The organism is Photobacterium rosenbergii (assembly GCF_033022775.1).
In the GTDB taxonomy this organism is placed as follows: Bacteria; Pseudomonadota; Gammaproteobacteria; order Enterobacterales; family Vibrionaceae; genus Photobacterium; species Photobacterium rosenbergii_A.
Map to the genome: position 1 here is coordinate 68,613 of NZ_JAWJZI010000009.1, position 26,304 is coordinate 94,916.

24 protein-coding genes and 1 tRNA gene are annotated in these 26,304 nt (G+C 46.2%); 10 read left to right on the forward strand and 15 right to left on the reverse strand.

Annotated elements, in window-relative coordinates; genetic code table 11:
- Nucleotides 1–32 precede the first annotated feature (32 nt).
- Entirely contained in the window at nt 33–1,301 is a 1,269-nt protein-coding gene (locus R2X38_RS18675; protein WP_317523838.1) for an anion permease, read from the forward strand.
- A gap of 129 nt (nt 1,302–1,430) precedes the next feature.
- The gene (locus tag R2X38_RS18680) at nt 1,431–2,048 is read left to right on the forward strand and encodes a TIGR04211 family SH3 domain-containing protein (protein ID WP_317523839.1); all 618 of its coding nucleotides are present in this window, start codon (nt 1,431–1,433) and stop codon (nt 2,046–2,048) included.
- Between the two features lie 92 nt (nt 2,049–2,140).
- On the opposite strand, the gene R2X38_RS18685 is transcribed toward R2X38_RS18680, so the two are convergent.
- The gene (locus R2X38_RS18685; protein WP_317523840.1) at nt 2,141–3,067 is read right to left on the reverse strand and encodes a general secretion pathway protein GspB; all 927 of its coding nucleotides are present in this window, start codon (nt 3,065–3,067) and stop codon (nt 2,141–2,143) included.
- Entirely contained in the window at nt 3,067–4,806 is a 1,740-nt protein-coding gene (locus tag R2X38_RS18690) for an ExeA family protein (RefSeq protein WP_317523841.1), read from the reverse strand. Before R2X38_RS18690 ends, R2X38_RS18685 begins: the two co-directional genes overlap by 1 nt.
- A gap of 204 nt (nt 4,807–5,010) precedes the next feature.
- On the opposite strand from R2X38_RS18690, the gene R2X38_RS18695 reads away from it, so the two are divergent.
- Complete coding sequence (locus R2X38_RS18695) at nt 5,011–6,237, forward strand: multifunctional CCA addition/repair protein (RefSeq protein WP_317523842.1); 1,227 nt, start codon at nt 5,011–5,013, stop codon at nt 6,235–6,237.
- A 116-nt stretch (nt 6,238–6,353) separates the two neighbouring features.
- On the opposite strand, the gene R2X38_RS18700 is transcribed toward R2X38_RS18695, so the two are convergent.
- Genes R2X38_RS18700 through folB form a run of 3 tightly spaced genes read right to left on the reverse strand, consistent with a single transcriptional unit; the run spans nt 6,354 to nt 8,004 of the window.
- Nucleotides 6,354–7,157, reverse strand: a complete 804-nt coding sequence (locus R2X38_RS18700; protein WP_317523843.1) for an undecaprenyl-diphosphate phosphatase — start codon at nt 7,155–7,157, stop codon at nt 6,354–6,356.
- Between the two features lie 8 nt (nt 7,158–7,165).
- Nucleotides 7,166–7,654, reverse strand: coding sequence for a 2-amino-4-hydroxy-6-hydroxymethyldihydropteridine diphosphokinase (gene folK / locus R2X38_RS18705; RefSeq protein WP_317523844.1), 489 nt, complete (start codon nt 7,652–7,654; stop codon nt 7,166–7,168).
- The gene (folB, locus tag R2X38_RS18710) at nt 7,651–8,004 is read right to left on the reverse strand and encodes a dihydroneopterin aldolase (RefSeq protein WP_317523845.1); all 354 of its coding nucleotides are present in this window, start codon (nt 8,002–8,004) and stop codon (nt 7,651–7,653) included. Before folB ends, folK begins: the two co-directional genes overlap by 4 nt.
- 215 nt (nt 8,005–8,219) lie before the next feature.
- On the opposite strand from folB, the gene plsY reads away from it, so the two are divergent.
- On the forward strand, nt 8,220–8,843 hold the full coding sequence (gene plsY / locus R2X38_RS18715; RefSeq protein ID WP_317523846.1) for a glycerol-3-phosphate 1-O-acyltransferase PlsY: 624 nt from the start codon (nt 8,220–8,222) through the stop codon (nt 8,841–8,843).
- Between the two features lie 75 nt (nt 8,844–8,918).
- On the opposite strand, the gene tsaD is transcribed toward plsY, so the two are convergent.
- Entirely contained in the window at nt 8,919–9,941 is a 1,023-nt protein-coding gene (gene tsaD, locus R2X38_RS18720) for a tRNA (adenosine(37)-N6)-threonylcarbamoyltransferase complex transferase subunit TsaD (RefSeq protein ID WP_317523847.1), read from the reverse strand.
- A 184-nt stretch (nt 9,942–10,125) separates the two neighbouring features.
- Between tsaD and rpsU the strand changes: the two genes are divergently transcribed.
- The 6 genes from rpsU (at nt 10,126) to R2X38_RS18750 (ending at nt 16,753) form a co-directional block, all read left to right on the forward strand.
- Nucleotides 10,126–10,341, forward strand: a complete 216-nt coding sequence (rpsU, locus tag R2X38_RS18725) for a 30S ribosomal protein S21 (protein ID WP_005301411.1) — start codon at nt 10,126–10,128, stop codon at nt 10,339–10,341.
- Nucleotides 10,342–10,368: 27 nt separating this feature from the next.
- Nucleotides 10,369–10,812: a GatB/YqeY domain-containing protein gene (locus R2X38_RS18730; protein WP_317523860.1), complete on the forward strand. Its 444-nt coding sequence runs from the start codon at nt 10,369–10,371 to the stop codon at nt 10,810–10,812.
- A gap of 175 nt (nt 10,813–10,987) precedes the next feature.
- A complete protein-coding gene (gene dnaG, locus R2X38_RS18735; protein WP_317523861.1) occupies nt 10,988–12,748 on the forward strand; it encodes a DNA primase in 1,761 nt (586 codons plus the stop codon).
- A 93-nt stretch (nt 12,749–12,841) separates the two neighbouring features.
- Nucleotides 12,842–14,683, forward strand: coding sequence for an RNA polymerase sigma factor RpoD (rpoD, locus tag R2X38_RS18740; RefSeq protein WP_317523862.1), 1,842 nt, complete (start codon nt 12,842–12,844; stop codon nt 14,681–14,683).
- Nucleotides 14,684–14,878: 195 nt separating this feature from the next.
- Nucleotides 14,879–14,954: transfer RNA gene (locus R2X38_RS18745), tRNA-Ile, on the forward strand.
- A 662-nt stretch (nt 14,955–15,616) separates the two neighbouring features.
- Nucleotides 15,617–16,753 (forward strand): phospholipase D-like domain-containing protein, encoded by a 1,137-nt coding sequence (locus R2X38_RS18750; protein WP_317523863.1) that lies wholly within the window; start codon nt 15,617–15,619, stop codon nt 16,751–16,753.
- A 216-nt stretch (nt 16,754–16,969) separates the two neighbouring features.
- On the opposite strand, the gene R2X38_RS18755 is transcribed toward R2X38_RS18750, so the two are convergent.
- The 9 genes from R2X38_RS18755 to R2X38_RS18795 all read right to left on the reverse strand — a co-directional run bounded on the left by R2X38_RS18755 (nt 16,970) and on the right by R2X38_RS18795 (nt 26,018).
- Nucleotides 16,970–17,896 (reverse strand): sce7725 family protein, encoded by a 927-nt coding sequence (locus tag R2X38_RS18755; protein WP_317523864.1) that lies wholly within the window; start codon nt 17,894–17,896, stop codon nt 16,970–16,972.
- Nucleotides 17,862–18,737: a sce7726 family protein gene (locus R2X38_RS18760; protein ID WP_317523865.1), complete on the reverse strand. Its 876-nt coding sequence runs from the start codon at nt 18,735–18,737 to the stop codon at nt 17,862–17,864. Before R2X38_RS18760 ends, R2X38_RS18755 begins: the two co-directional genes overlap by 35 nt.
- A gap of 142 nt (nt 18,738–18,879) precedes the next feature.
- A complete protein-coding gene (locus tag R2X38_RS18765; protein ID WP_317523866.1) occupies nt 18,880–20,448 on the reverse strand; it encodes a replication endonuclease in 1,569 nt (522 codons plus the stop codon).
- Nucleotides 20,433–20,696: a hypothetical protein gene (locus R2X38_RS18770; RefSeq protein ID WP_317523867.1), complete on the reverse strand. Its 264-nt coding sequence runs from the start codon at nt 20,694–20,696 to the stop codon at nt 20,433–20,435. Before R2X38_RS18770 ends, R2X38_RS18765 begins: the two co-directional genes overlap by 16 nt.
- Complete coding sequence (locus tag R2X38_RS18775; RefSeq protein ID WP_317523868.1) at nt 20,689–20,931, reverse strand: helix-turn-helix domain-containing protein; 243 nt, start codon at nt 20,929–20,931, stop codon at nt 20,689–20,691. The genes R2X38_RS18770 and R2X38_RS18775 overlap by 8 nt, the downstream gene beginning before the upstream one ends.
- A gap of 83 nt (nt 20,932–21,014) precedes the next feature.
- Nucleotides 21,015–21,971, reverse strand: a complete 957-nt coding sequence (locus R2X38_RS18780; protein ID WP_317523869.1) for a hypothetical protein — start codon at nt 21,969–21,971, stop codon at nt 21,015–21,017.
- A 188-nt stretch (nt 21,972–22,159) separates the two neighbouring features.
- Complete coding sequence (gene drt3b / locus R2X38_RS18785) at nt 22,160–24,121, reverse strand: antiviral reverse transcriptase Drt3b (protein ID WP_317523870.1); 1,962 nt, start codon at nt 24,119–24,121, stop codon at nt 22,160–22,162.
- A 5-nt stretch (nt 24,122–24,126) separates the two neighbouring features.
- Nucleotides 24,127–25,377, reverse strand: coding sequence for an antiviral reverse transcriptase Drt3a (gene drt3a / locus R2X38_RS18790; protein ID WP_317523871.1), 1,251 nt, complete (start codon nt 25,375–25,377; stop codon nt 24,127–24,129).
- A gap of 2 nt (nt 25,378–25,379) precedes the next feature.
- Nucleotides 25,380–26,018 (reverse strand): SLATT domain-containing protein, encoded by a 639-nt coding sequence (locus R2X38_RS18795; protein WP_317523872.1) that lies wholly within the window; start codon nt 26,016–26,018, stop codon nt 25,380–25,382.
- Between the last annotated feature and the right edge of the window lie 286 nt (nt 26,019–26,304).

Consider the following 26,304-nt stretch of genomic DNA (forward strand, 5'->3'; position numbering starts at 1 on the left):
GCGAAAGAGTGTAACAAAAACAAGGTTTTACAATGGAAATCCTGGCTAACTACGGCACCATTATCATTTTGGTGGCGGCTTTTTTTGGTCTATTGATGGCTATTGGTATTGGTGCGAACGACGTTGCCAACGCCATGGGTACCTCGGTCGGTTCTAAAGCACTGACCGTTAAACAAGCAATCATCATTGCGATGATCTTCGAGTTTGCGGGTGCTTACCTAGCAGGTGGTGAAGTAACAGATACCATCCGTAAAGGGGTTATCGAAACCTCTCTTTATGCTGCCAATCCGGAAGTATTGGTGTACGGCATGATGTCGGCCCTGCTGGCTGCGGGTACCTGGCTACTGGTTGCGTCCTATATGGGCTGGCCGGTATCTACCACCCACTCCATCATCGGTGCCATCATCGGTTTTGCCTGTGTTTCAGCAGGTACTGACGCTGTTGACTGGAGCTCTGTACAGGGCATCGTCGGAAGCTGGCTTATTACACCATTGATCTCGGGGCTGTTTGCTTACGCTATTTTCATTAGCGCCCAGCGCCTGATCTTCGATACCGATAACCCAGTAGCCAATGCAAAGCGCTTTGTACCTGTCTACATGTTCATCACCACGATCGTAATCGCTCTGGTTACCATCAAAAAGGGCCTGAAACACGTAGGTCTTCACCTTACGAGCGGTGAAGCATGGCTAGCTTCTGTTGCTGTGTCCCTCATTGTAATGGTGTTTGGTTACATTTATATTAATCGTAAGTACACAGATGACGGTTCGGCCGTTGATAGCAACGGATATGCCGGTGTTGAGCGTATTTTCAGCCTACTTATGGTAGTTACAGCTTGTGCGATGGCTTTTGCCCACGGCTCTAACGACGTAGCCAATGCTATCGGTCCTCTATCTGCTGTTGTATCGACGGTTGAGCATATGGGTGAGATCACAGCCAAGAGCCAAATCGCTTGGTGGATTCTACCTCTAGGTGGATTTGGTATCGTTGTCGGCCTAGCAACAATGGGTCACAAGGTAATGGCTACCGTTGGTACCGGTATTACCGAGCTAACGCCAAGCCGTGGCTTCGCTGCCCAGCTAGCGACGGCCTCTACCGTTGTTTTGGCATCGGGTACAGGCCTTCCTATTTCAACCACACAGACATTGGTTGGTGCGGTATTGGGTGTTGGTTTTGCCCGTGGTATCGCAGCTCTGAACCTTGGCGTGGTACGTAACATTGTTGCCTCTTGGGTTGTCACACTCCCAGCTGGCGCCCTGCTTGCAGTCATTTTCTTCTATGTAATGCAAGCGGTGTTTGGTTAAACACCGTCAAAGCGGGCTCAAGATCAAAAGAGGGAGGCTATGCCTCCCTCTTTTCTTGCACCCAACGCACAAAATTCTTAGACTTCCTCTCTTAGAGAAAAAACAGGCTCTCCCCCAAGGAATCAAATTGTGAAGCAGCTAATCAGCTTACTATTACTCGCTTGTGCCATGGTGACCATGCCTGCGCAGGCCCAACAAACCCGGTATATCTCCGACAACCTATTTACCTACATGCACAACGGCCCAAGTACGCAATACCGTATCATGGGTAGCGTGAATGCTGGTACCAAAGTCGATCTGCTGGAAACCAACAGCAGCACTGGCTTTAGTAAAATCCGCGATAACCGCGGCCGTACCGGCTGGGTTAACTCTGATTTCGTTTCGACCCAGGTTGGCCTGAAAGTGCGTTTTCCGGCGCTGGAAAAAGAGCTGACTGAAGTGAAGTCTCAGCTAGAAGAAGCACTGGAGTCTGGCGATGAGAAAACGGCTAGCCTGCAAAACTCACTGAAGCTGCGCAACGAACAAATTTCCGATCTGGAAACCCAGAACGGCCAGCTTAACGAGCAGCTAATGACCTCGCAGGCTGAGATCCGCGAGCTACGTGCCCGCCTGGACACCCAGAAAGATGACCTGCTGATGCGCTGGTTCACATACGGCGGTATGGTTGCCGGCGGTGGTCTGCTATTCGGCCTGATCCTGCCTCACCTTATCCCGCGTCGCCGCAAGCGCAACAACGGCTGGGCATAATCTCCCAAACAGAGATGACAGCAACAGAGCAGAATCAAAAAAGGCAGCTAAGCTGCCTTTTTTATTATCCAATATTGAGTGCTATTGCCTGTTTACCATTCCGACAGGGCTGGCATCGAGATCAGGTAAGACTCGAAATCAAAGACAACGGCACGGGGTTCAATACGCCGCAATGTCACGCCCGGGGCGATCTCATCCCCTTCATACGCCTCGCTGCCATTGACCTTCACCCAGCGGCTGTTGGCAGCCGAAGAATAAATGTGGGTCTGAAAATTCAACGAAGGAATACGATCCTGAACCGATGCTGGCAGATCGCCGATGGATACCGCGCTCATTGGCGCTTGCGGCTCTGGCATTGGCGGCAAGCGCTCTTCCTGCAGCAATTGCGGCAGTGTTTCCCCATCACCAGTGGCGGCAATCGCGGCCTTCAGTTGGCTCGCCAACTGTGGCGACAACTCGGAGTAATCCAGGGCTTCCAAATCCCAGCTATCGTCAGCGGAATTACTTGCTGGTCGACCGAAAGACTGATCCACCGAGGTAGACAACGGCATTGGCGCGCTGTCCCAGCCACTTGGCTCACTGCCCGCTTGAACGGGCGTTGACGAGGTCTGGGTATAAGTGACCCGATACGACTGTCCTGTTTGATGAGGAAGAGGCTCGGTATAAAACTGCGGGTAATCCAGTCTCTCAATGCCTTGTGGATATTGCAGCGCGTCAGTTACCGCTGCAACCTCAAGTGTCGGTGCCGACATCGGCTGCACGGATGCCGCCGCCTCAATAGCAGCGGCTTGGCTATCAGCGATATGAGGCAGAGGCGCTATAGCTATTTCCGTTTGTTGCTGCTGGAAAAACAGATACCCCAGCATCCCGATCACCGGCAGGGCAAAGCCGGCTCCCGTTAGCAGCCAAGGATGAGTTTGCTTTGGAGCAGGCCCCGTTCGATATGCCGCCCCCGATGGCAATGCTGCTGGTACACGCTGAGCATCCGACTGAGCCAGGGCTGATAATAACTTCGACATTAGCTTTTCTCCGGTTGCAGGGTCGGACCCGGTAAATTCAAGGCTGAATCTATCACCATCAAGGTGCGAGGCCCGGCGATCCCATCCACCGATAAATCTTGTGCGCGCTGGAAGCGGCGTAGTTTCTTGAGCAGCTCCTGCTCAAAGGTATCTTGGTTCTCCGGCATCACGCCCAACAACTGGCTGAGTTGACGATCGAGCCATTTTACCCTTGGCCCTTGCTGGCCGTAACGAATCGCGGTTTTGTCTCCCAGAGGCGGTCGCCACAGCAAGGTGTATTCGCCATTCCAACGCTGTGCCAACCATTGGGCACTGACAGAAAAACGCTGCCCAGCCAGCAGCAACTCAACCTTGTCCTGGCCAATCGCATATAAGGTTGCAAAGTAGCTTTCTCCACTCGGCTCACTGAGCTCAACAACCGCTGGGCGGTTGATCAATGCCAGTTGCTCCAGTGACCCCGTTCCGTTAAAACAGCTGAGCTGGACACGGCTACCTGACTCACAGTTGGCCTGATTGAGTTGGGTGCTGTACCCCCAGAGTTTATACAGCGTCTGCATCGCTAGACGCTCAGAGCCAGCCTGGCTAACCACCTGCTGCCACAACGCCTGTGGCGACAGTTGCTGTGGCCTAACCTGCTGAGGTACAGCCTGTTGAGGGGTGATCTGCACCGCCTTGGTGACAGATTGGGTCAGTGACGGCTGAGAAGCTTCAGGCTGACTTGCTGTCATCTGCTCTTGCGCTGAGGCAGCCACTGAGGATGGCACGGCAGCACCAGACGCCACCGGCAAAGGCTGACTGTTAGATTGCGACAAAATACCCGACCAATACCCCAATCCTACGGCTGTAACAATGCCCGCAGCCAAAGCGACAGCCAGAGGCTTGCGAGAAGGTGCTGGCGTATCGGTATTACCGGGTGCGGTGTATTGCGGTAGTTGCCAGCTCAAGACATCACTGCATGCGCGCTCGACCAGCTCTTTGTTTAGCAAATGAGTTGACTGCTGGTGGGCCAGCTGCATCGACTTATCACACACCAGGTTGATAAGACGAGGGATCCCGCCGGTGGCCTTGGCGATTTGCTTGGTCTGGGCAGGGGCAAACACTTCATGCAAACAGTCCACCGCCTGCAGACGGTAATGGATATACTCCCGCACTTCATCTTCAGTCAGCGGAAGCAAGTGATAGCGAGAAGTGATCCGCTGGGCGAGCTGGCGCAACCTGTCCTGTTGCAACAGTTGCTGCAGCTCGGGCTGACCCACTAGCACCACCTTGAGTAGTTTGACACTGTCGGTTTCTAGATTGGTCAACAGTCGCAGCTGCTCGAGCACTTCCGGCAGTAGATGCTGGGCTTCGTCGATCAACAGCAGGGTCTGGCGTCCTTCCCGATGGTTGGCCAACAAATGCTGATAGATGCCATCGGTCAGGGTTTTGATGGTTGCCTCATCGGTATAATCAATTCCCAACTCATCACAGAGGCTAGCAAGCAGCTCTCGAGTCGATAGTGACGGGTTCATAATAACCGCCACCTGGGTTTCCTGAGGCAGGCGCGATACTAACGCGCGCAAAACTGTTGTCTTACCGGTACCCACTTCGCCGGTCAACAAACCGAAACCGCCCCCTCCATTGAGGCTGGACAACATGTGGGTCAATGCTTCACGGTGACGCTCACTCAGATAAAGGAAACGTGCGCTGGGCACAATAGAAAATGGTGATTCGCTGATCCCAAAAAAGTCCTTGTACATGCCTTTTGATCTCTTATTGTCGGCCTGGAAGGGGAAGCCCCCTACGTTACCTGTCCCTTAAATGAATGTATAGCCCTTCAGATAAGGCCTGACAAGGGTTTTGCCTCTAAACCTCGGCCTGCCGCAAGCCATTCGTGGCGGCCTGGAAGGTTTGGTATACTGGAGCAATAACAGTCTGCAGTCAGAACGAAAAAGGATAAATCAGTGCAAACGTATTTAGTTGGCGGGGCTGTGCGAGATGCCCTGCTTGAACTGCCAGTAAAAGACAAGGACTGGGTCGTTGTCGGAACGACGCCCGAGCAAATGCTGGAGCAAGGCTACAGCCAGGTCGGCAGCGATTTCCCGGTTTTCTTGCACCCTAAAACCAAGCAGGAATACGCCCTCGCCCGTACCGAGCGCAAGTCAGGCCAGGGCTATACCGGGTTCACCTGCTATTCAGCACCCGATGTGACCCTTGAGCAGGATTTGATGCGCCGGGATCTGACCATCAATGCCATTGCCCAGGCAGAAGACGGTAGCCTGATAGACCCCTACCAGGGTCAGCGCGATCTGGAACTGCGCCAACTTCGCCATGTCTCTCCTGCGTTTGTCGAAGATCCTTTGCGTGTACTGCGCGTTGCCCGCTTTGCTGCCCGGTTTGCCCATCTTGGCTTTACCGTCGCTGCCGAAACCATGGCTCTGATGCAGGGTATGGTGGTAGCTGGCGAGCTTTCTGCCCTGACGCCGGAGCGGGTGTGGATCGAATGGGAGAAGTCCCTACAGTCCGACAACCCTGAGGTATTTCTCAAGGTATTGCGCCAGTGCGGTGCCCTTGCGGTGATCATGCCGGAAATCAACGCCTTGTTCGGTGTTCCCCAGCCGGAAAAATGGCATCCGGAAATCGACTGTGGTATCCACACCCTGCTGGTTGCCGAACAAGCGGCAAACCTCAGTACGTCCAAGGCGATCCGTTTTGCCGCCCAGATCCACGATCTTGGCAAAGCCCTTACCCCCAAAGAAGAACTACCGAGTCATAAAATGCACTGCCATACCGGGCTCGATGCTATTCGTGGCTTGTGCCAACGCCTGCGGGTGCCGAACGAGTATCGAGATATAGCCCTGATGGTCTGTGCCCAGCATACCAAGCTGCATTTTGCCGCCGAGCTGCGCCCTAGTACCTTTATCAATATTTTCGATCAAATCGATGCCTGGCGTAAGCCAGAGAGAGTCGCCCAACTGGCCACCTGCTGTCGGGCCGATGTAAGAGGCCGCACCGGATTTGAAAACGATCCCTACCCACAGGCCGATATTTTCGAGGGTGCCTTTGCCGCTGCCCAAGCCGTTGAGGTGAAACCGATTGTCGAAGCCGGTTTCAAGGGGAAAGAGATCAAGGAACAACTTGCGCTACGCCGTGCGGAGGCTGTCAAAGCCGCGCTGGTAGATCTACGCTAGCCACGGTTCCATGACTATTTGATTATCTGGCTATCTGATTATCTGCTTGTGAACAAATAAAAAGCCCGGCTCACTAGTAGCCGGGCTTTCTGTCTCATTTCAATATGGATGCGCTATTACTGAGTCAACAGAAACGCCATCAGGCCTGCGCCAAGTAGCAAGCGGTATACCACAAACGGGAACATCCCCAAGCGAGTAACCAGCTTAAGGAAGGCGTGGATACAGGCATACGCACTGACAAAGGAGATCACAATACCAATCAGCAAAGCATCAAGCTGGATTGGTGCGCCGCTCACTACCATCTTCATACTCAGGTAACCACCGGCAAGCAGAATGATCGGGATCGACATCAGGAACGAGAAACGCGCTGCGGCTTCACGGGTAAAGCCCAAGTACAGCGCCGCGGTCATGGTGGCACCGGAGCGCGAGGTACCCGGGATCATCGCCGCAGCCTGGGCGAGACCTATAAATAGCGAACGCTTCCAGTCAGCTTGATATTCATCATCTTTTTGCGACGCGCGCACATCCACCCACCACAGCAGCAAGCCGAAGCAGATAGTCGTACACGCAATCACCCACGCCGAACGCAAGTATATTTCGATAATGTCTTTCATAAACAAGCCGAAGATACAGGCCGGGATCGTAGCCAGTACAATCATCCAGGCTAGCTTGGACTCAGCGCTATGCTCCTTCTTGAAAATAGAGCTGATCCACGCTGACAGCAGGGCCACCACTTCCTTGCGGAAGTACCAGATAACGGCAGCCAAGGTACCCACATGCACCGCCACATCAAACGCCAACCCCTGATCATCCCAGCCCAAAATAGCCGATGGCAAAATCAAATGGGCAGAGCTCGAAATCGGCAAAAACTCAGTTAGACCCTGGATCAGAGCCAGCATAAAGGCTTCAAAGTAACTCATAACTATCCCTAAACGACAAAATGATATTCAACGGGCCAAAGCGCCTGTTCAAAACGAGAATCATGCCAAAGTTCAGTCACCGTGCGGCCATCTCCCGGGATCACCCGTTCAGGGCACAGCTCCATCAAAGGCTGCAACACGAAGGCAAACTTATAAATATCGCTACGCGGCAAAACGGGATAGGTGCTCTGCACGGTATCCCCATAAAGGAGGATGTCCAGATCCAAGGTGCGACTTTGATTTTTGGCCGCATCGGACGAGCGGCCATGTTGCAACTCTAACTGCTTCAGCGCATCCAAGAGTGTATCCAAAGACAAAGACGTTTCGATGACAGCGACACAGTTATAGAAGTTCGGTCCGCTAAAGCCCACCGGCTCGGCTTCATAGATGGTCGAAACCTGCATCCCTGCACCCAACTGACTCAACCCTACCAAACCCGCCTGCAAATAGCGCTCGCGGTCTATGTTGGAGCCAAGGCTGATATAGACAGTGGTCACTTGCTTCCCCGCTCGATCACCACCCCGACACCACGGGCATTGGCAACCGCACCCGGCTTGGTCACCCGTACCTTGATCCAAGGTACCGAGAACTGGGCCATGATCAGGTTAGCGATTTCCTCAGCGACACGCTCCACCAACAGGAAACGGCCAGTTTGAATATGCTGTGTCACCGCATCACTCACCGCCGCATAATCCAGGGCATAAACGACATCATCGCTTTGTGCAGCAGGACGATTATCGTGAGCCATTTCCAAATCAAGCACCAATTTTTGCTTAATTTCCTGTTCCCAGTCATACACACCGATGGTGGCGATGACTTCAAGATGTTCGATAAATACTGAATCCATGTTCAATCGCTAATAATGTTAGAGGTCGGATACCTAATTTGAGCAAAAACGCGTATTATCAGGTCGTAATCGTCTATATACTATGATCTTGATTTATATGATCATCGTATTGCCTATGAGGCTTCGGGTGAGCACTATACCATATGCCGGCCCATGCATCATGGCTGACGATAGATTAAATCGGCGGCTCATTGCCACTAGCTACAGGATCTTGCATGACACCACTTGTACTCATGATCATCATCGGTGCCTACCTGCTGGGTTCAATATCCAGTGCCGTCTTGATCTGCCGCTTGTACAGCCTGCCGGATCCGCGAGAAAACGGCTCGGGCAACCCCGGGGCCACCAATGTCTTGCGTCTCGGCGGCCGTGGAGCTGCTGCCAGTGTACTGGTGTGCGATATCCTCAAGGGCATGCTGCCGGTCTGGCTGAGCTACTTCATCGGCATCAACCCGTTCATGCTGGGTTTCATCGGCATTGCCGCCTGCCTTGGCCATATCTACCCGATATTCTTCCATTTCCGGGGCGGTAAAGGCGTCGCTACCGCGTTGGGCGCACTGGCTCCCATAGGCTGGGATCTCAGCGGCTTGCTGATCAGCACTTGGTTACTTACTGTATTAGTTACCGGCTATTCTTCGCTAGGCTCCATGGTCACCGCTCTGGCTGCACCGCTATTTACCTGGTGGGTCAAACCGGAATACACCATGCCGGTCGCCATGCTGTCATGCCTTATCGTGTTCCGTCATCACGACAATGTCCGCCGTCTGCTCGAGGGGGAAGAGAGCAAAATCTGGAACAAATTCCAGCGCAGAAACAAAACAACCCCGCCGCAAGACTGATTGTCAGCCTGCCACGGGGTTGCTTCTTTACTAAGTCCATCGATTTACTGCCCATTCGTTGCTAGGCAGACGTCTTTATTCGCCTTTGATCGGCTTGAGCTGATCGATAGGCCAGCGCGGATAGGCTTTCACACCCAAATCCATCGTTTCTTGGTTCTTCAGTCGCTGCATACCGGCAAACGCAATCATGGCACCGTTATCGGTGCAGAACTCGGTGCGCGGGTAGAATACTTCTCCGCCCATTTTCGCCATCATGGTTTCCAGCTGCTCACGCAAGTGCTTGTTTGCACTCACACCACCGGCAATCACCAAGCGCTTGAAGCCTGTTTGCTTCAGGGCACGCTTACATTTTATCGCTAGCGTATCAACAACCGCTTCCTGGAACGCATAAGCGATGTCGGCACGGGTCTGCTCGTCATCATCGTTGGCGCGGATAGTATTGGCCGCAAACGTCTTCAGGCCAGAAAAACTGAAATCCAGCCCCGGACGGTCAGTCATCGGGCGCGGGAAGGTAAAGCGCCCTGCCGTGCCTTTTTCGGCCAAACGCGACAGCAGTGGGCCTCCCGGATAGTCCAGTCCCATCAACTTGGCGGTTTTATCAAACGCTTCACCGGCCGCATCGTCAATCGACTCGCCCAGAATTTGGTATTCGCCAATGCCCTTCACTTCCACCATCATGGTGTGACCGCCAGACACCAGCAGCGCCACAAACGGGAACTGAGGCGGGTTATCTTCCAGCATCGGTGCCAACAAGTGGCCTTCCATATGGTGTACCGCGACGGCTGGCAGGTCCCAGGCATACGCCAGGCTGCGGCCAATGGTCGCCCCGACAAGCAGTGCGCCAACAAGCCCAGGGCCTGCGGTGTATGCCACTCCGTCCAAATCTGCAGGCGTCAAGCCGGCATTGTTAAGCGCTTCCTTGATGAGCGGAATCGTCTTCTTTACATGGTCACGCGAGGCCAGCTCCGGCACGACGCCACCGTAATCGGCGTGCAGTTTTACCTGGCTGTAAAGTTCGTGTGCCAATAGGCCTTTTTCATCATCGAAAATAGCCACACCTGTTTCGTCACAGGAGGTTTCGATGCCCAGTATACGCATAACAACCTCTATACTTATGGTAATTGGGGGCCATACTACCGCCCTTGACAGAAATTAACCAGTTCGGGGTTGCAGAATGCTTTACAAATGCCCCCAGATCAGATTAGAATTTCGCACCATTTTTAATCAGCTGACACTTTATTGAACGTCAGCATTAACCGAATCACTCTGAGGTGAGTATTACATGCCAGTAATCAAAGTACGTGAAAACGAACCGTTTGACGTAGCACTACGTCGTTTCAAGCGCTCTTGCGAAAAAGCAGGTATCCTTTCTGAAGTACGTCGTCGTGAGCACTTCGAAAAGCCTACTACTGTACGTAAGCGTGCGAAAGCAGCGGCAGTTAAGCGTCACCTGAAGAAATTGGCTCGCGAAAACGCGCGTCGCGTTCGTCTGTACTAATCTGCTGATTAACAGAAGGAACGTGTTATGACCCTGATTGAACGTCTTAAAGACGAACAAAAAGCAGCGATGAAAGCCAAAGACAAACCTCGTCTTGGCACAATTCGCTTGGTAATGGCTGCCATTAAACAGCGTGAAGTTGATGAAAAGATCACTCTTTCCGAAGACGACGTGCTGGCAGTACTGACCAAAATGGTAAAACAACGCCGTGACTCTGTTGCTCAATTCGAAGCAGCAGGCCGTCAGGATCTTGCTGATGCAGAGCTTGCTGAGATCACAGTTCTGGAAGAGTTCATGCCACAGCCGCTGACCGACGACGAAGTCGCCGCTCTGCTGGACGAGGCTATTGCTGCGACCGGCGCTGCCAGCATGCAAGACATGGGCAAACTGATGGGCGTGTTGAAACCACAGGTTCAGGGTCGTGCCGATATGGGTAAAGTTAGCCAGCTGGTGAAAGCCAAGCTAGGTTAATCCCTACCCTATTTCTGCAACAAGCCGTGCTATCCGCTACCGGACTGCGCGGCTTGTTCGTATTTATTGCCCCATCAATTTTTATTCAACGATGCCAAATCAAAGTGCTATTATCGTTTATCTATAACACTTTGATTTGACACTCCATTCCAACGCAAGCAGGTATCACCACTCTATGGCTGGAAAAATCCCACGTACATTTATCGATGATCTCATCTCTCGGCATGACATCGTGGATATTGTGGATGCCAGGGTAAAGCTCAAGAAACAGGGCAAAAACTTTGGTGCCTGCTGCCCGTTCCATAACGAGAAGACCCCGTCTTTCTCTGTCAGCCAGGAAAAGCAGTTCTACCACTGCTTCGGTTGTGGCGCCCACGGTAACGTCCTTGATTTCGTGATGGAATTCGACCGCCTGGAGTTTGTCGAGGCCATCGAAGAACTTGCTTCACAGCTAGGTCTCGAAGTGCCGCGCGAGCAAGGCAGCGGCGGTGGCCAATCCGGCGCCCGCAGCAAAGAAAAACTCGGCCTTTATGAGATGATGGGGCAGATCTCCCAGTTCTACCAAGGCCAGCTGCGCACCCAGGAAGGCCAGGTGGCGATTGACTACCTCAAAGGACGCGGGCTTTCCGGTGAAGTGGTCAAAAAGTTTGGTATCGGCTTTGTCCCGGATCAGTGGGATCAGGTTCGCAACCGCTTCGGCCGCGATATGCAGGCCCAACAGGCGCTGGTTAGCGCCGGTATGCTGATCGAAAATGACAACGGCAGGCGCTACGACCGCTTCCGTGGCAGGGTGATGTTCCCTATCCACGACCGCCGCGGCCGGGTGATCGGCTTTGGTGGCCGAGTCCTTGGTGATGGTACCCCGAAGTACCTCAACTCACCGGAAACCCCGATCTTCCACAAAGGGCGTGAGCTTTACGGCTTGTACGAAGTACTGCAAGCTCATCGCGAGCCGGAAAAGCTATTGGTGGTCGAAGGCTATATGGATGTCGTTGCCCTGGCTCAGTTCGGGGTCGACTATGCCGTGGCCTCGCTGGGTACCTCAACCACCGGTGACCATATCCAAATGATGTTCCGCCAGACCGGCACCGTGGTATGTTGCTACGATGGTGACCGTGCCGGCCGTGACGCAGCGTGGCGCGCGATGGAGCAAGCCCTGCCGTACCTCAACGACGGCCGCCAGCTCAAATTTATGTTCTTGCCAGACGGCGAGGATCCCGATACCTATATCCGCCAGTACGGCCAGGAAGGGTTCGAGCAGCAAGTTGACCAGGCCATGACCCTGTCGGACTTCATGTTCAGCACCTTGCTGCAGCAGGTGGATACCAGCAGCAACGAGGGCAAGGCCAAGCTCAGCACCCTTGCCGTACCGCTGATCGACAAGGTACCCGGCGGCACCCTGCGCCTTTATTTGCGTGAGATGCTTGGCAGAAAACTGGGATTACCCAACGAAGAGCAGCTACAGCAACTAATCTCTAAACAAGGGGCCGATACACCGAAGAAGGCCGGCCAGCCGGAAATCAAACGTACCCCGATGCGTGAAGTTATCGCCTTGCTGATCCAGAACCCGGATTTTGTAAATAGCCTAGAATTTGATATGGCTGCATTTGAAGGGATTGATGTCGCTGGGCTAAATTTATTGATAACGATAGTTGAAAAGTGTCGGGCCAACCCCAATATTAAAACTGGACAACTCCTAGAGGGTTGGCGCGGAAGCAAAAGTGAAGGGATGCTGGCACGTCTGGCAGCCTGGGAACTGCCTCTTGCCAAAGAAGAGGACAACACTCTAGATGTTTTTCTTGACGCAATGGACAAAGTCATTGACCAGTGCGTTAAACAACAAATCGAAAAGTTGCAGGCTAAATCGAGAACCGTCGGCTTATCAGTCGAAGAGAAGCGGGAATTGCAGTTGCTGATACTCAACCGTCCCGGCTAGTAAGTAGTCATCAATTAAGAAATTTGTTATAATTATTGGTTTGCATCTCTGCATACTACTTTTCTCAATCAGACCCTAAGTTGGATATCGTCTATGGAGCAAAATCCGCAGTCACAGCTAAAGTTACTTGTTGCTAAAGGCAAGGAACAAGGCTATCTGACCTACGCCGAAGTAAATGACCACCTACCAGAGGACATCGTCGATTCTGACCAGGTGGAAGACATCATTCAGATGATCAATGACATGGGTATCAAGGTGGTTGAAACTGCCCCTGATGCCGATGATCTGATGATGACAGAAGACAATGCGGACGAAGACGCGATTGAAGCCGCGGCCCAGGCCCTATCAAGTGTAGAAAGCGAAATTGGCCGCACCACTGACCCAGTACGTATGTACATGCGTGAAATGGGTACAGTAGAACTCCTTACCCGCGAAGGCGAGATTGATATCGCAAAGCGCATTGAAGATGGTATCAACCAAGTTCAGTGCTCTGTTGCCGAATACCCAAGCGCCATCGCCTACTTGCTTGAGCAGTTTGACAAGGTAGAAGCAGAAGAGCTTCGCCTGACCGATATCATTTCTGGTTTTGTCGACCCGAATGAAGAGGAAACAGCGGCACCGACAGCAACGCACATTGGCTCTGAGCTAAGCGAAGCAGATCTTGAAGATGAAGATAAAGATCTGGAAGAAGATGATGATGCCGATGAAGAAGAAGAAGATACTGGTATTGACCCAGAGTTAGCTCGTGAAAAATTCAACGACCTGCGTATTGCCTATGACAATATGGCCTTGGCGATTGATACTCACGGTCGCCAGGATCCAAAAACAGCCGTTGCTGTTGAAGAGCTTTCTGATATCTTCAAACAGTTCCGTCTGATCCCTAAGCAGTTCGACAAACTGATCAGCTCTCTGCGCGAATCAATGGACAAGGTTCGTACCAACGAGCGCCTGATCATGCGTATGTGTGTCGACAACAGCAAGATGCCGAAGAAAACATTTGTTAGCCTGTTTGCTGGCAACGAATCATCTTCTGAGTGGATCGACGAAGCACTGAACTCAGGCAAGCCTTACGCTGAACGCCTGAAAACATACGAGGAAGATCTTCGTCGCGCTACAACCAAGCTAAGTATTCTGGAACAAGAAACTGGCTTGTCTATCGAGCGTATCAAGGACATCAGCCGTCGCATGTCTATCGGTGAAGCGAAAGCCCGCCGTGCGAAGAAAGAAATGGTTGAAGCAAACTTACGTCTTGTAATCTCGATTGCCAAGAAATACACCAACCGCGGCCTGCAGTTCTTGGATCTGATCCAGGAAGGTAACATCGGCCTGATGAAAGCGGTAGACAAGTTCGAATACCGTCGTGGTTACAAGTTCTCGACCTATGCGACATGGTGGATCCGTCAGGCAATCACGCGTTCTATCGCTGACCAGGCGCGTACTATCCGTATCCCTGTTCACATGATCGAGACAATCAACAAGCTGAACCGTATCTCTCGCCAGATGCTTCAGGAAATGGGCCGCGAGCCATTGCCTGAAGAGTTGGCTGAGCGTATGCAGATGCCGGAAGACAAGATCCGCAAGGTACTGAAAATTGCTAAAGAGCCAATCTCGATGGAAACTCCTATCGGTGATGATGAAGATTCGCACCTAGGTGATTTCATTGAAGATACCACGCTTCAGCTGCCTATGGATGCCGCTACGGCAACCAACCTGCGTATGGCGACCAACGACGTACTGGCTGGCCTGACGCCACGTGAGGCAAAAGTACTGCGTATGCGTTTCGGTATCGACATGAACACTGACCACACCCTTGAGGAGGTGGGCAAGCAGTTCGACGTTACCCGTGAGCGTATCCGTCAGATCGAAGCCAAGGCACTGCGTAAGCTACGCCACCCAAGCCGCTCAGACGTTCTGCGCAGCTTCCTGGATGAGTAATCACCCGTCCTGATACAGTTGATAAAAACGGGCCCTGGTGCCCGTTTTTTTATATGTCACCTTTACCGAAATCAAGCTGTTACCCTTCGCTGAGCCTATCTCAAGCAATCTTCGTTAACTGCCTAAAAAGCAAGCAAAACAACCACTTTATTCGCTAGACAAGGCCACAGGCTTCCCATATAATTTCACCCATTCGGCCCCTTAGCTCAGTGGTTAGAGCAGGCGACTCATAATCGCTTGGTCCCCAGTTCAAGTCTGGGAGGGGCCACCAGATATAGAAAGGCCTGAGCGGTTAGTAACCACTCAGGCCTTTTGCATTTCTGAAGGCTGTGTAGCATATATGTAGCAAATTTTTCAGACGTTCTTCCCTCGTACTCTTTTCAAAACACATTTTCACTCGCACTTTCTGCCAGACCCAATTGCCCCATAAACATGTTGTGATCTAATAAGCAACAAAACACACATGAACATCTTGTATGGCAAAGCGGACCCCAAACTTTTTCACCTTCCTCCTTGCGTCTCCTTGGTGGTATAGCGTGATCGCCTCTCTCTCTTCATATTCCGCTCTTAGCTACCTAATACCCATACTTATTGGTAACGATTCTGCTGTCTCTAACGCCTTTCTGGGCGGCCAAAGCAGGTTGCCCCCTATGTTGCCTATATTCTGCTGCTCCCTGCTCCCTTGGCTTACCTGAAAGCCAGGGGATTAAAGGGGAAATTCAAAACGACCAATAGCCAACAAGATATCAAAAAGCTCGACTGGCAAGAGTTTGAGTAGCAGGTAGGTGAGGTGTACCATCAGCGAGGTTTGAGCCAGCCATAGTGAAGGAAAGAGGAAGCAACTAACTTACTTGTGATAGTCGAACTAACAAGAGGAAGCCACTTCATGTATATTGATTTTAAAACATACAGTTAGATCATAATAGGAAGCAAATGAAGGTAGTCACTGAGTCAACTAAAAGTGAGTGGGAAGCAGCAATACAGGAATGTAAAAAAGACCTTGTTATCTATGCGCCATACTGGGATAAATTTCTTCTTGACCTCCTAGAACCTGTAAAGCCAAAAATAAATATCACTATCATAACGTCAAATGATATGTCGAAGTATATTACCTCACGATATGCACTCGAAGCGCTAAAAAAGGTAGTGAACAAGAAAGAATACGGAAAGACACTAAAAATAAAGGAATATCCTGGGCTTCATGCAAAATTGCTCTCGGTTGATGGACGTATAATTTCCGTTGGTTCACAGAACTTCACTACAAATAGTCAGGAGCGAATGTTTGAAGTTAGCGTATTTTGTTCAGAGGAAAATGTAAGGCTCGCACAACTAGAATCTCAATTGAATAATGCCCATATGGTCATGATAAAAAAAGAGCGTGTTGAAGAGATTGAAAAGTTCGTGCAAAACCACAAGGAACTTCGCAATCAACTTCGCCTAATGAGAAAAGAACAACTACTGTTACAACAAGCTTGGCACCCTCTTAGATTCGATAAAGGCGAACGAGCAGAATTAGCAGACCAGCTGACATTCGAAGAGTTGTTTAAAAATGAAAAACATGACGTTGAGCGCAGCAATTGGATTCCTATTTTTGACCAACAAAAAAAATACCGCCTGCACTTTGTTCGAATCAACAAAAATACGGCATCATTTACCCTCACTAAAATATTTTTTAGTGATAGCCTGGACATCGGGCATGATAAAGAGAAAGAGCAATTCGATTTTCAAGTTTCGTCAAGAGCTGACAAGGATGGCTTTAACGTGGCAGTGACAGCTAAAGTTACCTACGGTGAGCGCCTGTACAAAGCGACTATCAAGTATTGTATAGACTTTGAGGAGAGCATTGAGCCCGAGATCAGTTGGGGTCAGAGAATACCGCCCGAAGAACTGAAGTGCGTATTGCTTAATCACGTAAGCAGTGGCCAGTTACTCCGTCGAATAATGGAGAGTTTCCACACTAGTAACTTTCTAAATAGTGAGCAGACAAAGACTTTCAAAGATACTTTCCGGAAAGCAAAAGAAGTCACTATATTAACTGTAAAAAGTCACCCAGTATTGGTTATCAGGTAAAGCCTGACCAAATTGCTTTATGATTATAGCTATCAAGAACATATCAGAAATCAACATATACAGATTAAAGCGCTAATCAGCCACGATACTGATAATGCTAGAGCAATTCCCCTAGCTTTACGACTACTCAAGTACCAATGCTATCTTGAAAAACGTGCACTTTGACATCTTATAGTGAAAAGCCACTCAACATTATCATGATGAGTGGCTTTCAAGCTAAAGGTAGTTAGATATTGTTTCAATATGATGCATCATAGAATTTTCTTTCACAGGGCCAAGGTTAGGGTAATGCTGTCTATTATATAAATCGATGAAAGCTTGAAAGCCTACAGTTGTTTGATCAAGAGCTGGAGTTTGATTTGCAAAAGTAATTAATGCTCCTAAGGCTTCAAGAAACTTACCACCAGTATTACTTGTTGTTCCACTATTGATTGTTGAAACACAATGCTTTATCAACATCAAATCGTTGCACGCAGGCTCAATATATGTGATATGAATGGCAACAGCTCGAGCAGGGCCTCCATTCTCAGTGTAAGGTTCACCTACGATTTGATAATCACCAAAACCAACAGCATTCGGTAAGTTCGTATAGGTAACATGTGCATCCGAGAAGACATAAGGATGAGTAGAGTAGTCAGCATTCCGACTTTGTGCTTCAAAAGAGTCTGTTATTTTTACTAACCGAGGAATTTGGGACTGAAATATTTGGCTTAAATTTGGTGTCGCACGAACCGTATTAACCAAAGCATTCGATGTGATGTTAGAAACATTAACTGTTGGTTCGTCCCTAAAGTAAGTCGCAAAATCTACTCCATCTCCTAAGAGATGATTGGCTAACTGGCATGCTGAGGTAATGTTTTGTTGGCTAAAAGCAATACAAGGGAAAAAGTTTAACCCCTCGCCTATTAAATCAGAAAAAAAATCAGAGCTATTGTTACCAACCAAGTCCCCGACGAGAGGGTTAATGATAACTAATGGATTGATATTATTTGCATTTAGCTCTCTAACAGTCCGAAGTAAAGTATTAGTACTCTCTTTCACAGGCTCAATAATTGGCCTAACTTTCATTGAATCTAAATTTGAAGCCGTCTTACGTAGAGCGGAAAGCTCATGACGCTTTCCTCTCAAGAATGGGTAGTACATCACTATCTCCTAGTTCTATTGATGCATTATTCATCAATAAGCATAGAAGACTGTTTTTTTCATTTCTGCTGAGCTGGTAGCTAATCCCGATATTTTTTAAGGATTTAGGTAGCGCATTGATAAAAGTGTGATCGTTGCAACGAAATTTTTTCAGACTATTTTTAAAAATGGCATTAGCATTTTGTTCAGATAGAGTTTGGTAAGCTTCTTTACAGTACTCATAAAGCTTCGTATTTGGCATTTCAGGGATATCACCTAACACTTGCTCAGCAATAAACATATACTCAGGCTTTCGTAACGTATCGAAGGTTATGTCATAATCAAACTCATCACTAATTGGAGCTGTAATAACTGTCTTTAGCTGATTTCTTTTTGTAAGCTCGATAACACCGAATATTGGTGATACGTCATGGATACTCAACACATGCTCTATATGAGAGTTATGAGTGACAACATATGTTTTGTCATAAGCTTTACGATAAGAGCTTAGCTGATCCTGAAATCGTACTAAAGAATCAAATTCCGTCTTTATTTCATAACATGTTGAATAGCCATTCACTACCAAGCAATCCGCAATATTATGTCCTGTTCTCAGCTCACTCATCATAGATGTTGTATTCATTGAGTGTCTACCGAGCAGAATTTTATTGGCAATTTCATTTTTTACTACATATTCGTTTCTATAATTTTTGACAAGAAGGCTATATGCCAGATCATAGAAATCAGCCATCTCGATGACTTCAGACAACTCTGGAAATTCATCACCAATTTCGTGAAATATGCCAAAGTTACCTGCTGCCACTTTTTTCAGTTCAGAGCTATTAAATAGCTTTGCTAGCACTCGATACTTCATAACAAACTTATAACACCATTTTGGTCATTCTGCTTTGCCTTACATCACAGCGACAGGCATCCTAAAATCAAATAACGCGCTAGGCAAGGCCATTTATTATAACTAGTACACTTATTCACAGAACTCCAAGTTAAGGCGCGCATGGCACCTGAAACGCTATGCGCCATTCATGTAGGCGGGTGATGATGGCCTTACCTGCTATCGCCACGCCTTTAAGCGCTCTAACAAGCTCACTCTCGCAATACTGGCTTGTCTTCACAGCTCCGGTATCAGTATCAACCGAAAGCTCGTAGTGCGGCTGGAAAGCCTGTTCTTTGCGTTTGCAGAACACACCACCCATTAGCTGGGTAAACGCCTTCCAATCGCTGTTATCTGCCGCCGTCGTGATCTTCTCTGCCAGCTCTCCTTCACCAAGTTGTGACTTCCCGAGCAGTGACTTCAAGCGGCGGAGTTCACGCCATACCGTGACCGAGCAACCACCGAGTTGCTGAAATTGCCGGATACCCCAGCATGCGGCCCACGCATCAACGCGCGCAGCGGCGCACTTAGGGTCTTCACCATATACACCGGATTCTAAATCCTCACCGTCGATATTCTTGGCAATGTACTTGGCGATATAGCCCGTTGCAGAACCCTTGCTCTCATCAATCTTCACCTCGGTAAAGCGGTGCTGCTCTGCCCCCTTTTCCTGGCTATCTTCACGCATCGCATAGTCACGCATCACCTCTATCATGCGCGAATAATGTTCCTGTTTAACAAAGAACAACATATGCCAGTGAGGTGTGCCATCATGCTGAGGCTCTGCGACACGAAAGCCATAAAAACGCACACCTTCACGATGCAGTTTAGAGCGAATCAAAGTCCAAAGCTCAGTCAGGTACTGTTGCCCATCCCACGGGGTGTAACCTTCCCAGTTCGGGTTTTCCATCCCGGATTTTGAGTAGGCGCGGTGATACTTGGACGGGCAAGTAATAGTGATAAACGCTGCTTCATGGCCTAACTCTTTCGCCAAGTCCTCAAAGCCCCGCGCCCTAACCATCAATTCCGCCTTGCGAATTTTAGGATCAGCCACGCCTTTCTGGGACAGCTCCAACAAGGAAAAGCTCTCTCCGGCTTGATTGGTCGCAATGGTGTTCGCCAGATACTCTTGCTGGTAGTGCTTCTGATTGAGCCTTGCTTTTAAAGTGGGGTTAGAGCAGTAAATACCCTTAATCCGATTTACTTTATTAAGGTGGTGATAGACCACCTCAACATTTCTAATATGGGCTTTGCGAAGTTTACGTAACCACCATTTATCATCACAAAGGCGGCCTGCTATTCCCTGTACTGAATAAGTCTCTCGGCTTGGTGGTTTAACTCCCTGCAAGATAGCGAACTGCTCCAGCTGGGTTAGTGCCTCTTCTGGCGAGTGGATATGAAAGCGGCGCAGCGCCAGACTAGCCTTTGCATAACTTTTGGCATCAGCACGCAACCCATCCTCCGACACGTTCAGGTTTAGCTTATGAAGAGGAATCGAAATCTTTTCGGCCAAAGAGTCCGTTGTTTCACGCAGGAAGCTATTGCGCTCACGCTTCGAGGCAATCGACAAATAACGATTAAATAGCTGGCGCTGAACTTGATCAGGAAAAGGCCGCAAGCGGCCCTTCACAAATGCTTTATCATCCCAGTCGACCAAGGAGAGATCTAACGCTTCGAGCATATCGCTTCCCTCCCCTTCAACGTAAGGCTAAATCGATCCCAGCGGATACCATAGCGTTGCACAGCTTGGTACTTAATCAGCCCCTCACGACGTAGCTTATAGACGGTACGATTGATAATCTTAGGGGCTATCGGATATGTCGGGATGATCTTTCCTTGGTCAGGACAATACTCTGAGCAAACATCAAAGGTATTGCCCTCTTTCAACCACAGCAGAACATTCTCCTGCTCTTGAGTAAGGTTATACATGAGCACCTCCTTCATGAGGCAGCTGATGCATTTTCCGGTGGCTATCCAACCATTGGTCGAGATCCTCTTTGAGGTAGCGAACCGCACGGCCAATTTTGATAAAAGGGGGGGCTTGAGTCCGGTTCTTCCGTAAACCTTCCATACGCGACTGGCGCAGAAATGAACGGCTCATGCCAATATAATGCGAAGTTTCTTGTTCGGTGAATACGCGTTTATCTTGTGTTGCTGATTTCATGTTTATGTCTCCAGTTGTGTACTGAGAGACACCGTAGCGTTCCTTAGCTTCCCGGGAAGCTAGCAAGGAAACCAGCCGGGAAGTTAAGTTTTAAAGCGTTGCTTGCGTACTGCTGAGAGTTGATTTTGGAAAGTCTTATAAGACATAACATTTTCGGCGTCGCGTCCACGTCCAAACCAAATAATTTGGTCTTGGGTCATTTCATCAATCACCTGCTCGATATCATAGCAGCGCACAGTTTGTTTAAAGTCTTGTCGCAGCAAATTCCAAAGCTTATCTGAGCGAGCTGTAGGGTATTCATCAAGGAGAGCTCCCATAATCACCTTAATGGGATTGGTCTCCACATTAGGCTCAATTGGGGTAGAGGTTCGGTTTGAAGGCATAACCGTTTGGCTTTCTATTTGCTTTGCGAACCCAAACCGTTCGGGCTGTTTTAGGCATTCAGGGCCAAATTGTTCGGCTAGTTTTCGGATATCAAACCGTAGCTGCTCTGGTTTGATTTCTATAGGCTTGATGCCAAGCTGTTTGACGGGGGCATCAACAAGCAATGACATCCAATCATCAAGAAGATCTACCTTCTCACCATCAACCAAAGCCTGCTGTTGTTTATTCTTCACATAATTTAATGAAGCGCGCTGATCTGCTACCAATCCAACAGGCCCACAAGCAACAAATGGCCCATTAGGCACATCACCACTGTATGACAGCTTAGAAAAGGTGTGATTAGGCAAATCAGCGAACCATTCCCGGCAATCAATAATCGCCTTGATTCGCTCTGGTTCTTGGATCAGAAACTGTTCAAGGCGAATTGTTTTGCCTTCACAAAGCAAGGTCTTGGATTGCCGTTTGGTTAAGCTAACCGTACCACTGTAATCAAATACGCCTAGTAGAGCATTGTTTTTGCTTACCAAACCGAATTTTTGACCTTCAAGCCATGCACATAAAGTAAGCTCTCCATAGTCAATTAAGCTTAAAAAGTCGCCATAAGAAATTGAAACGAGGTCTTTAACTTCATTTAAACGGAAAAATATTCTATTCACTCTCATTTGCACATCAAAAACTAAATGATATTAGATTGACAGTAATGAAGGTTATTTTCTATTTATAGATAATTTTATGCGATAGGAAGAGCAGAATGAGTGATAAAATTGCAGCCTACATAGCTTAATTCGTGTGTGATATCAAAGACTGAGCTCTGTATTCTATGAGGCTGCATAACATAATTATATCAGTCTCCGTATGGAGTCCTCAACTCTTTCTTCATCAGTAACCGTTCAATTGATACATTTTTTCGCCAGTCGATAAACCACATAGAGTTTTTAGCCATTTCAATAAACTCTTCTTGAGACTGTTCAGAAAAGCGGCTCAACTGGTCAAGTACTAAACCAGCAACCTTAGACTTAGTCAACTCTGTTACATAAGGGCAGCTCATTGTATCCAAAAAAAGATGACAACTTTCTGAATTAATAAAGATATTGTTATTAGATATTTTTTCTTCTATTAACTTGGTGATTCTTAGCTTCACTTTTCTATATTTAGAATCATTCTGAATATAAAACAATCCAACCATTAACCTAAAATAGTTACAGTTTTCATCAAGACCAAGTAGGCTTTGAAGTTTATCAGGTTCAATTTGATAATTAAAATCAATAGTTTTCAATGCAATGATAAGATTAAGGATCTCAACATGATTGGGTAGCTCACGACTAACAAACATATTGATTACAGAGCTCGACTCATCAAAAATTTTCTTTCTAATTCGTTCTTTTTGCTCAGCCTTTAATCGAAGTGAAAGTCTATTTGAAATTATTATTATCTGAGACAATAAATATGTACTTCGAACCCGAAGATCCATTGCATATATAAAAAAAGACAACTCTAATATTATTAATAAAAATCTGCACAATCTTTCAGATTGTTCATCATCACCCTCAAGAGATTGATATTTCCGGTCTAAATCAGCAACTTTTATTTTTATTAATGTAAAGAAATAACCTGTAACACTTGAGTAGTCAACAGATGCATCATTTACAATACACTTGAAATCTCGAATTAATCTATTTGCAATCAGGTTATACCTTCTCAAGCCTGACGTTATTTCTAAAATATGGTTAGGCTCTTCATCACTACATTTATTTTTGTCGTTTAATTCATTACTTTTCTTAAAAAGGTTAAATAAATCGTCAACTTGATACTGAATATTTTTCTTAGCCGATGTGACGGGAGTAATAAATGGTACTGAAAAATCAATACTTTTAGAGTCATTACAATATAGCTTATATTTTTCCAGCTCACCTTTTACAACAGAAAAAACCTTTCTTTTTATTTCATTAGAATTAAAAAAAAGAAAATAATCATCGACATATCTTTTTAATTCATAATGCAAGCCTTCATGAATAGACTCTTTATCCAAACTTTCTTTTATTGAAGAGTCGATTGATTGTAATATTAACTCCGAGAAAATCCTTGAAAACTCTGGACCAATAACTATGCCATGTTTTCTTCCATAATTACAACCTTCCATCAACTTAATATAAGTTGATTCGAAGTTATTACCTTGCAAAACGACTCTTGATTTATCCTCACCTCGCAAACTATTTGCCAGCATATATGTAGATATAGAATCAAAACATTTAGCAATATCAAATTTAAACAAACAATGAAATTTTCTTTCTATTTTATGAAATTCATATCCATCATAAAATTTGTATAAGAAGTCATATTTTTTATATTTAAAAAAAGAGCTAGCATATTTTGGCGTTAAAGATTGCTCATGTAACTCAACCCCCTCATCTTTAAAGTCTTTATGAGGAGCGCTATAACCTTTTTCATAATATAAACTTGCAATAGTTTTAGGGTAGCGCAAGCTAAACTTACTTTTTGAACACAGGTGAGTAATCAATAAATTATAATCACGATATAGAGAAACAAAGCTAATTTGGCTTGCTGGATGAATTAAATATAACTTCCTAGAGCTATCAACCCCTTTCTTTATTAAATATTCAAATGGCTTTGTCTCAACATCTTGATATAAAAGCTCAAAAAAAACATCATTTGATTTCAGCTTGTTACTTTTTATTACCTTATAAAACCCTTCGTTGGTAAAAATAAAAGGAAGCTCGTATGGAAGTACATCAGTCAATAATATTCTATTAAAATCATTTCTTTTTAATTTAATATGTTTACTCATTACTACTAATTCCAACAACTACTAATCAAATTAAACTCTTCCTCACTAAATTCATGAAAAATCCTCTGTTCAAAACCAGTCATAAAGCAATTTGATACTGCTTGCCTTCTAACATTCATAGGTATTTTTTTAACAGCATTACCAAATGATGAATTACGATCACAGAATAATGAATTTCTCAAGAAAACATTGAGTTCTTTCAAATGAAGGCTATTATTAACGAGTCTATTTCCATAATAGATCCCTCCCTTAAGCGTTCCCATATCATCATGGTATGTTTTTTTATTTTTAATATCAGAGTAAAGCTCATAATTTCCTGAAAGAAATGCAATTCGCTTTATAAAAACCTCATCCCTCAAGCTTTTGGGATTGACTTTATCATAATTAAATATAGACTTAATGACTCTAGTTTTTATTTTATTTATTTTATTTTTCGATATTTCGACTTTAACTGCTCTCTTACCTAAATCATCACAATTATGATACAATGTATAATCATACCCCAGTAAAGATAGTTTACCGGGCTCGCCTTTATTATCCTTATTACACGAACTAATTTTCAATTCTTGCGTTTTTTCATTCACGCTTAACTTATGATACTTGAAAATTGGAACTATATCCTTTTCAAAAGACATATAGTCATCATGAGTTATGATTATAATATCGTCAACATAGCGAGCATAATAATAAACCTCACTCATTGATTTTATTTTATTGTCAATATCTTCCATAAAAAGTTCGGAGAGTACAGAGCTAATTGATAATCCTCTCGGCAATCCTGAAAAGCCTTCAGGGAAAGAAGATATTAATTTATCTAATAATTTTTTTCCTTCATAAGAAAGCAAGGAATCAAGTTCCAATTTATTTTTTAACTTTAAAATATCAACGCTTTCAAAAAAACTCTTTATATCAATTCTAAAAACTCTATACGAAGATGTATCTTCAAATATTCTTAAAGCTTGTTCAGATATATCATCTCTACTTGAAAATTTAATCCTATATAAACGTTTCAAATTATCTGTTATTTTTTTTATGGCGTAATACTCACAAGCGTTATTAGTGAAAAACACCTTTTTATTATCTTTTTCAAAATAACTTAACTCAGAAAAATAAAAACCTGGTCCTGATATTTCATCAGATATATTCTTTAAGCTTTCTTTATAATCTTTTTTTTCCCTTCCTAGAGAAAACTTAATTATTTCTTTTTTTCTGGTTAATTTAAGCAATGATTCCTCATCAAAACTCTGATTAAGCATATTCAGCCCCCAAAAAACAAACCATTACAGAACAAAGCATTACTATAGTCATTCAAAACATAATTATTATAGTAAGAAAACAGCGTATAAATGAAAGTTAATATGAAGAATAATGAAATAGCAGCATAAAGGACAAAAGGAGAAAAATATTGAATTTTAACATATAAACTAACATTGAATTTTTCATCTGTTTTAGACTCTTCAACCTTCCTATCTCTCCTACCATAAACATAATCAATATGATTATGATTATCCGACTTTTCTTTATAGCGTTGATATCTTGCCTTAATAACGTTCATGTCAAACTTTTCATCATCAAACAAAGACAATAAGAAATTAATTTCCTCACCACTTTTCAGCATCTTGTATGAATTGATAGCATAATTTGCAAATGCGACCACTAATGATAATGCTGCAATGAAAATTGAAGATATCAGTTGATATAACTCAAGAGCCTGAGATTGAAATAGTAGTCCACTAGAATATTTCTGCATTAACGTTATAAATATTAGTGAAAATGAAGATGTACTTAAAGCAAATAAGGAGAAGTTATTTAATCGAGAATATCTTCTGGATGCAAAAAACCTAGAGTAAGCCGTTGTCTTTATACTTCTTTTAAATTTATCAACATCAGTATTCATGAATCAAACCAAAACAAAAAAAACAGGCATCATTGTACAACATTACACTCATTAGATATATATATCTTCCATGTTAGATTGAAATCTGCCATTACCAGCTTTAAGGAAAGTGATGATACAAATGATTAAATCGAAGATCCGCCTCTATCACGATAACCTTGAGCTGTTTACGCTAGATATTAGAATAGAACTCCTCCCCTAATGTATAAAACAGCAGTAAAAAAATCACGGTAGATTTACCACTTCCCCCATTAGACTTTGAAACACTAATCAAAGAGCGTCAAAT

Bases quoted from the DNA above. Each gene is read 5' to 3' on its own strand.
- R2X38_RS18675 (WP_317523838.1), top strand. From the start codon at position 33: ATGGAAATCCTGGCTAACTACGGCACCATTATCATTTTGGTGGCGGCT.
- R2X38_RS18685 (WP_317523840.1), bottom strand. From the start codon at position 3,067: ATGTCGAAGTTATTATCAGCCCTGGCTCAGTCGGATGCTCAGCGTGTA.
- R2X38_RS18690 (WP_317523841.1), bottom strand. From the start codon at position 4,806: ATGTACAAGGACTTTTTTGGGATCAGCGAATCACCATTTTCTATTGTG.
- R2X38_RS18700 (WP_317523843.1), bottom strand. From the start codon at position 7,157: ATGAGTTACTTTGAAGCCTTTATGCTGGCTCTGATCCAGGGTCTAACT.
- folB (WP_317523845.1), bottom strand. From the start codon at position 8,004: ATGGATTCAGTATTTATCGAACATCTTGAAGTCATCGCCACCATCGGT.
- plsY (WP_317523846.1), top strand. From the start codon at position 8,220: ATGACACCACTTGTACTCATGATCATCATCGGTGCCTACCTGCTGGGT.
- tsaD (WP_317523847.1), bottom strand. From the start codon at position 9,941: ATGCGTATACTGGGCATCGAAACCTCCTGTGACGAAACAGGTGTGGCT.
- rpsU (WP_005301411.1), top strand. From the start codon at position 10,126: ATGCCAGTAATCAAAGTACGTGAAAACGAACCGTTTGACGTAGCACTA.
- R2X38_RS18730 (WP_317523860.1), top strand. From the start codon at position 10,369: ATGACCCTGATTGAACGTCTTAAAGACGAACAAAAAGCAGCGATGAAA.
- dnaG (WP_317523861.1), top strand. From the start codon at position 10,988: ATGGCTGGAAAAATCCCACGTACATTTATCGATGATCTCATCTCTCGG.
- rpoD (WP_317523862.1), top strand. From the start codon at position 12,842: ATGGAGCAAAATCCGCAGTCACAGCTAAAGTTACTTGTTGCTAAAGGC.
- R2X38_RS18750 (WP_317523863.1), top strand. From the start codon at position 15,617: ATGAAGGTAGTCACTGAGTCAACTAAAAGTGAGTGGGAAGCAGCAATA.
- R2X38_RS18755 (WP_317523864.1), bottom strand. From the start codon at position 17,896: ATGTACTACCCATTCTTGAGAGGAAAGCGTCATGAGCTTTCCGCTCTA.
- R2X38_RS18765 (WP_317523866.1), bottom strand. From the start codon at position 20,448: ATGCTCGAAGCGTTAGATCTCTCCTTGGTCGACTGGGATGATAAAGCA.
- R2X38_RS18770 (WP_317523867.1), bottom strand. From the start codon at position 20,696: ATGTATAACCTTACTCAAGAGCAGGAGAATGTTCTGCTGTGGTTGAAA.
- R2X38_RS18775 (WP_317523868.1), bottom strand. From the start codon at position 20,931: ATGAAATCAGCAACACAAGATAAACGCGTATTCACCGAACAAGAAACT.
- drt3b (WP_317523870.1), bottom strand. From the start codon at position 24,121: ATGAGTAAACATATTAAATTAAAAAGAAATGATTTTAATAGAATATTA.
- drt3a (WP_317523871.1), bottom strand. From the start codon at position 25,377: ATGCTTAATCAGAGTTTTGATGAGGAATCATTGCTTAAATTAACCAGA.
- R2X38_RS18795 (WP_317523872.1), bottom strand. From the start codon at position 26,018: ATGAATACTGATGTTGATAAATTTAAAAGAAGTATAAAGACAACGGCT.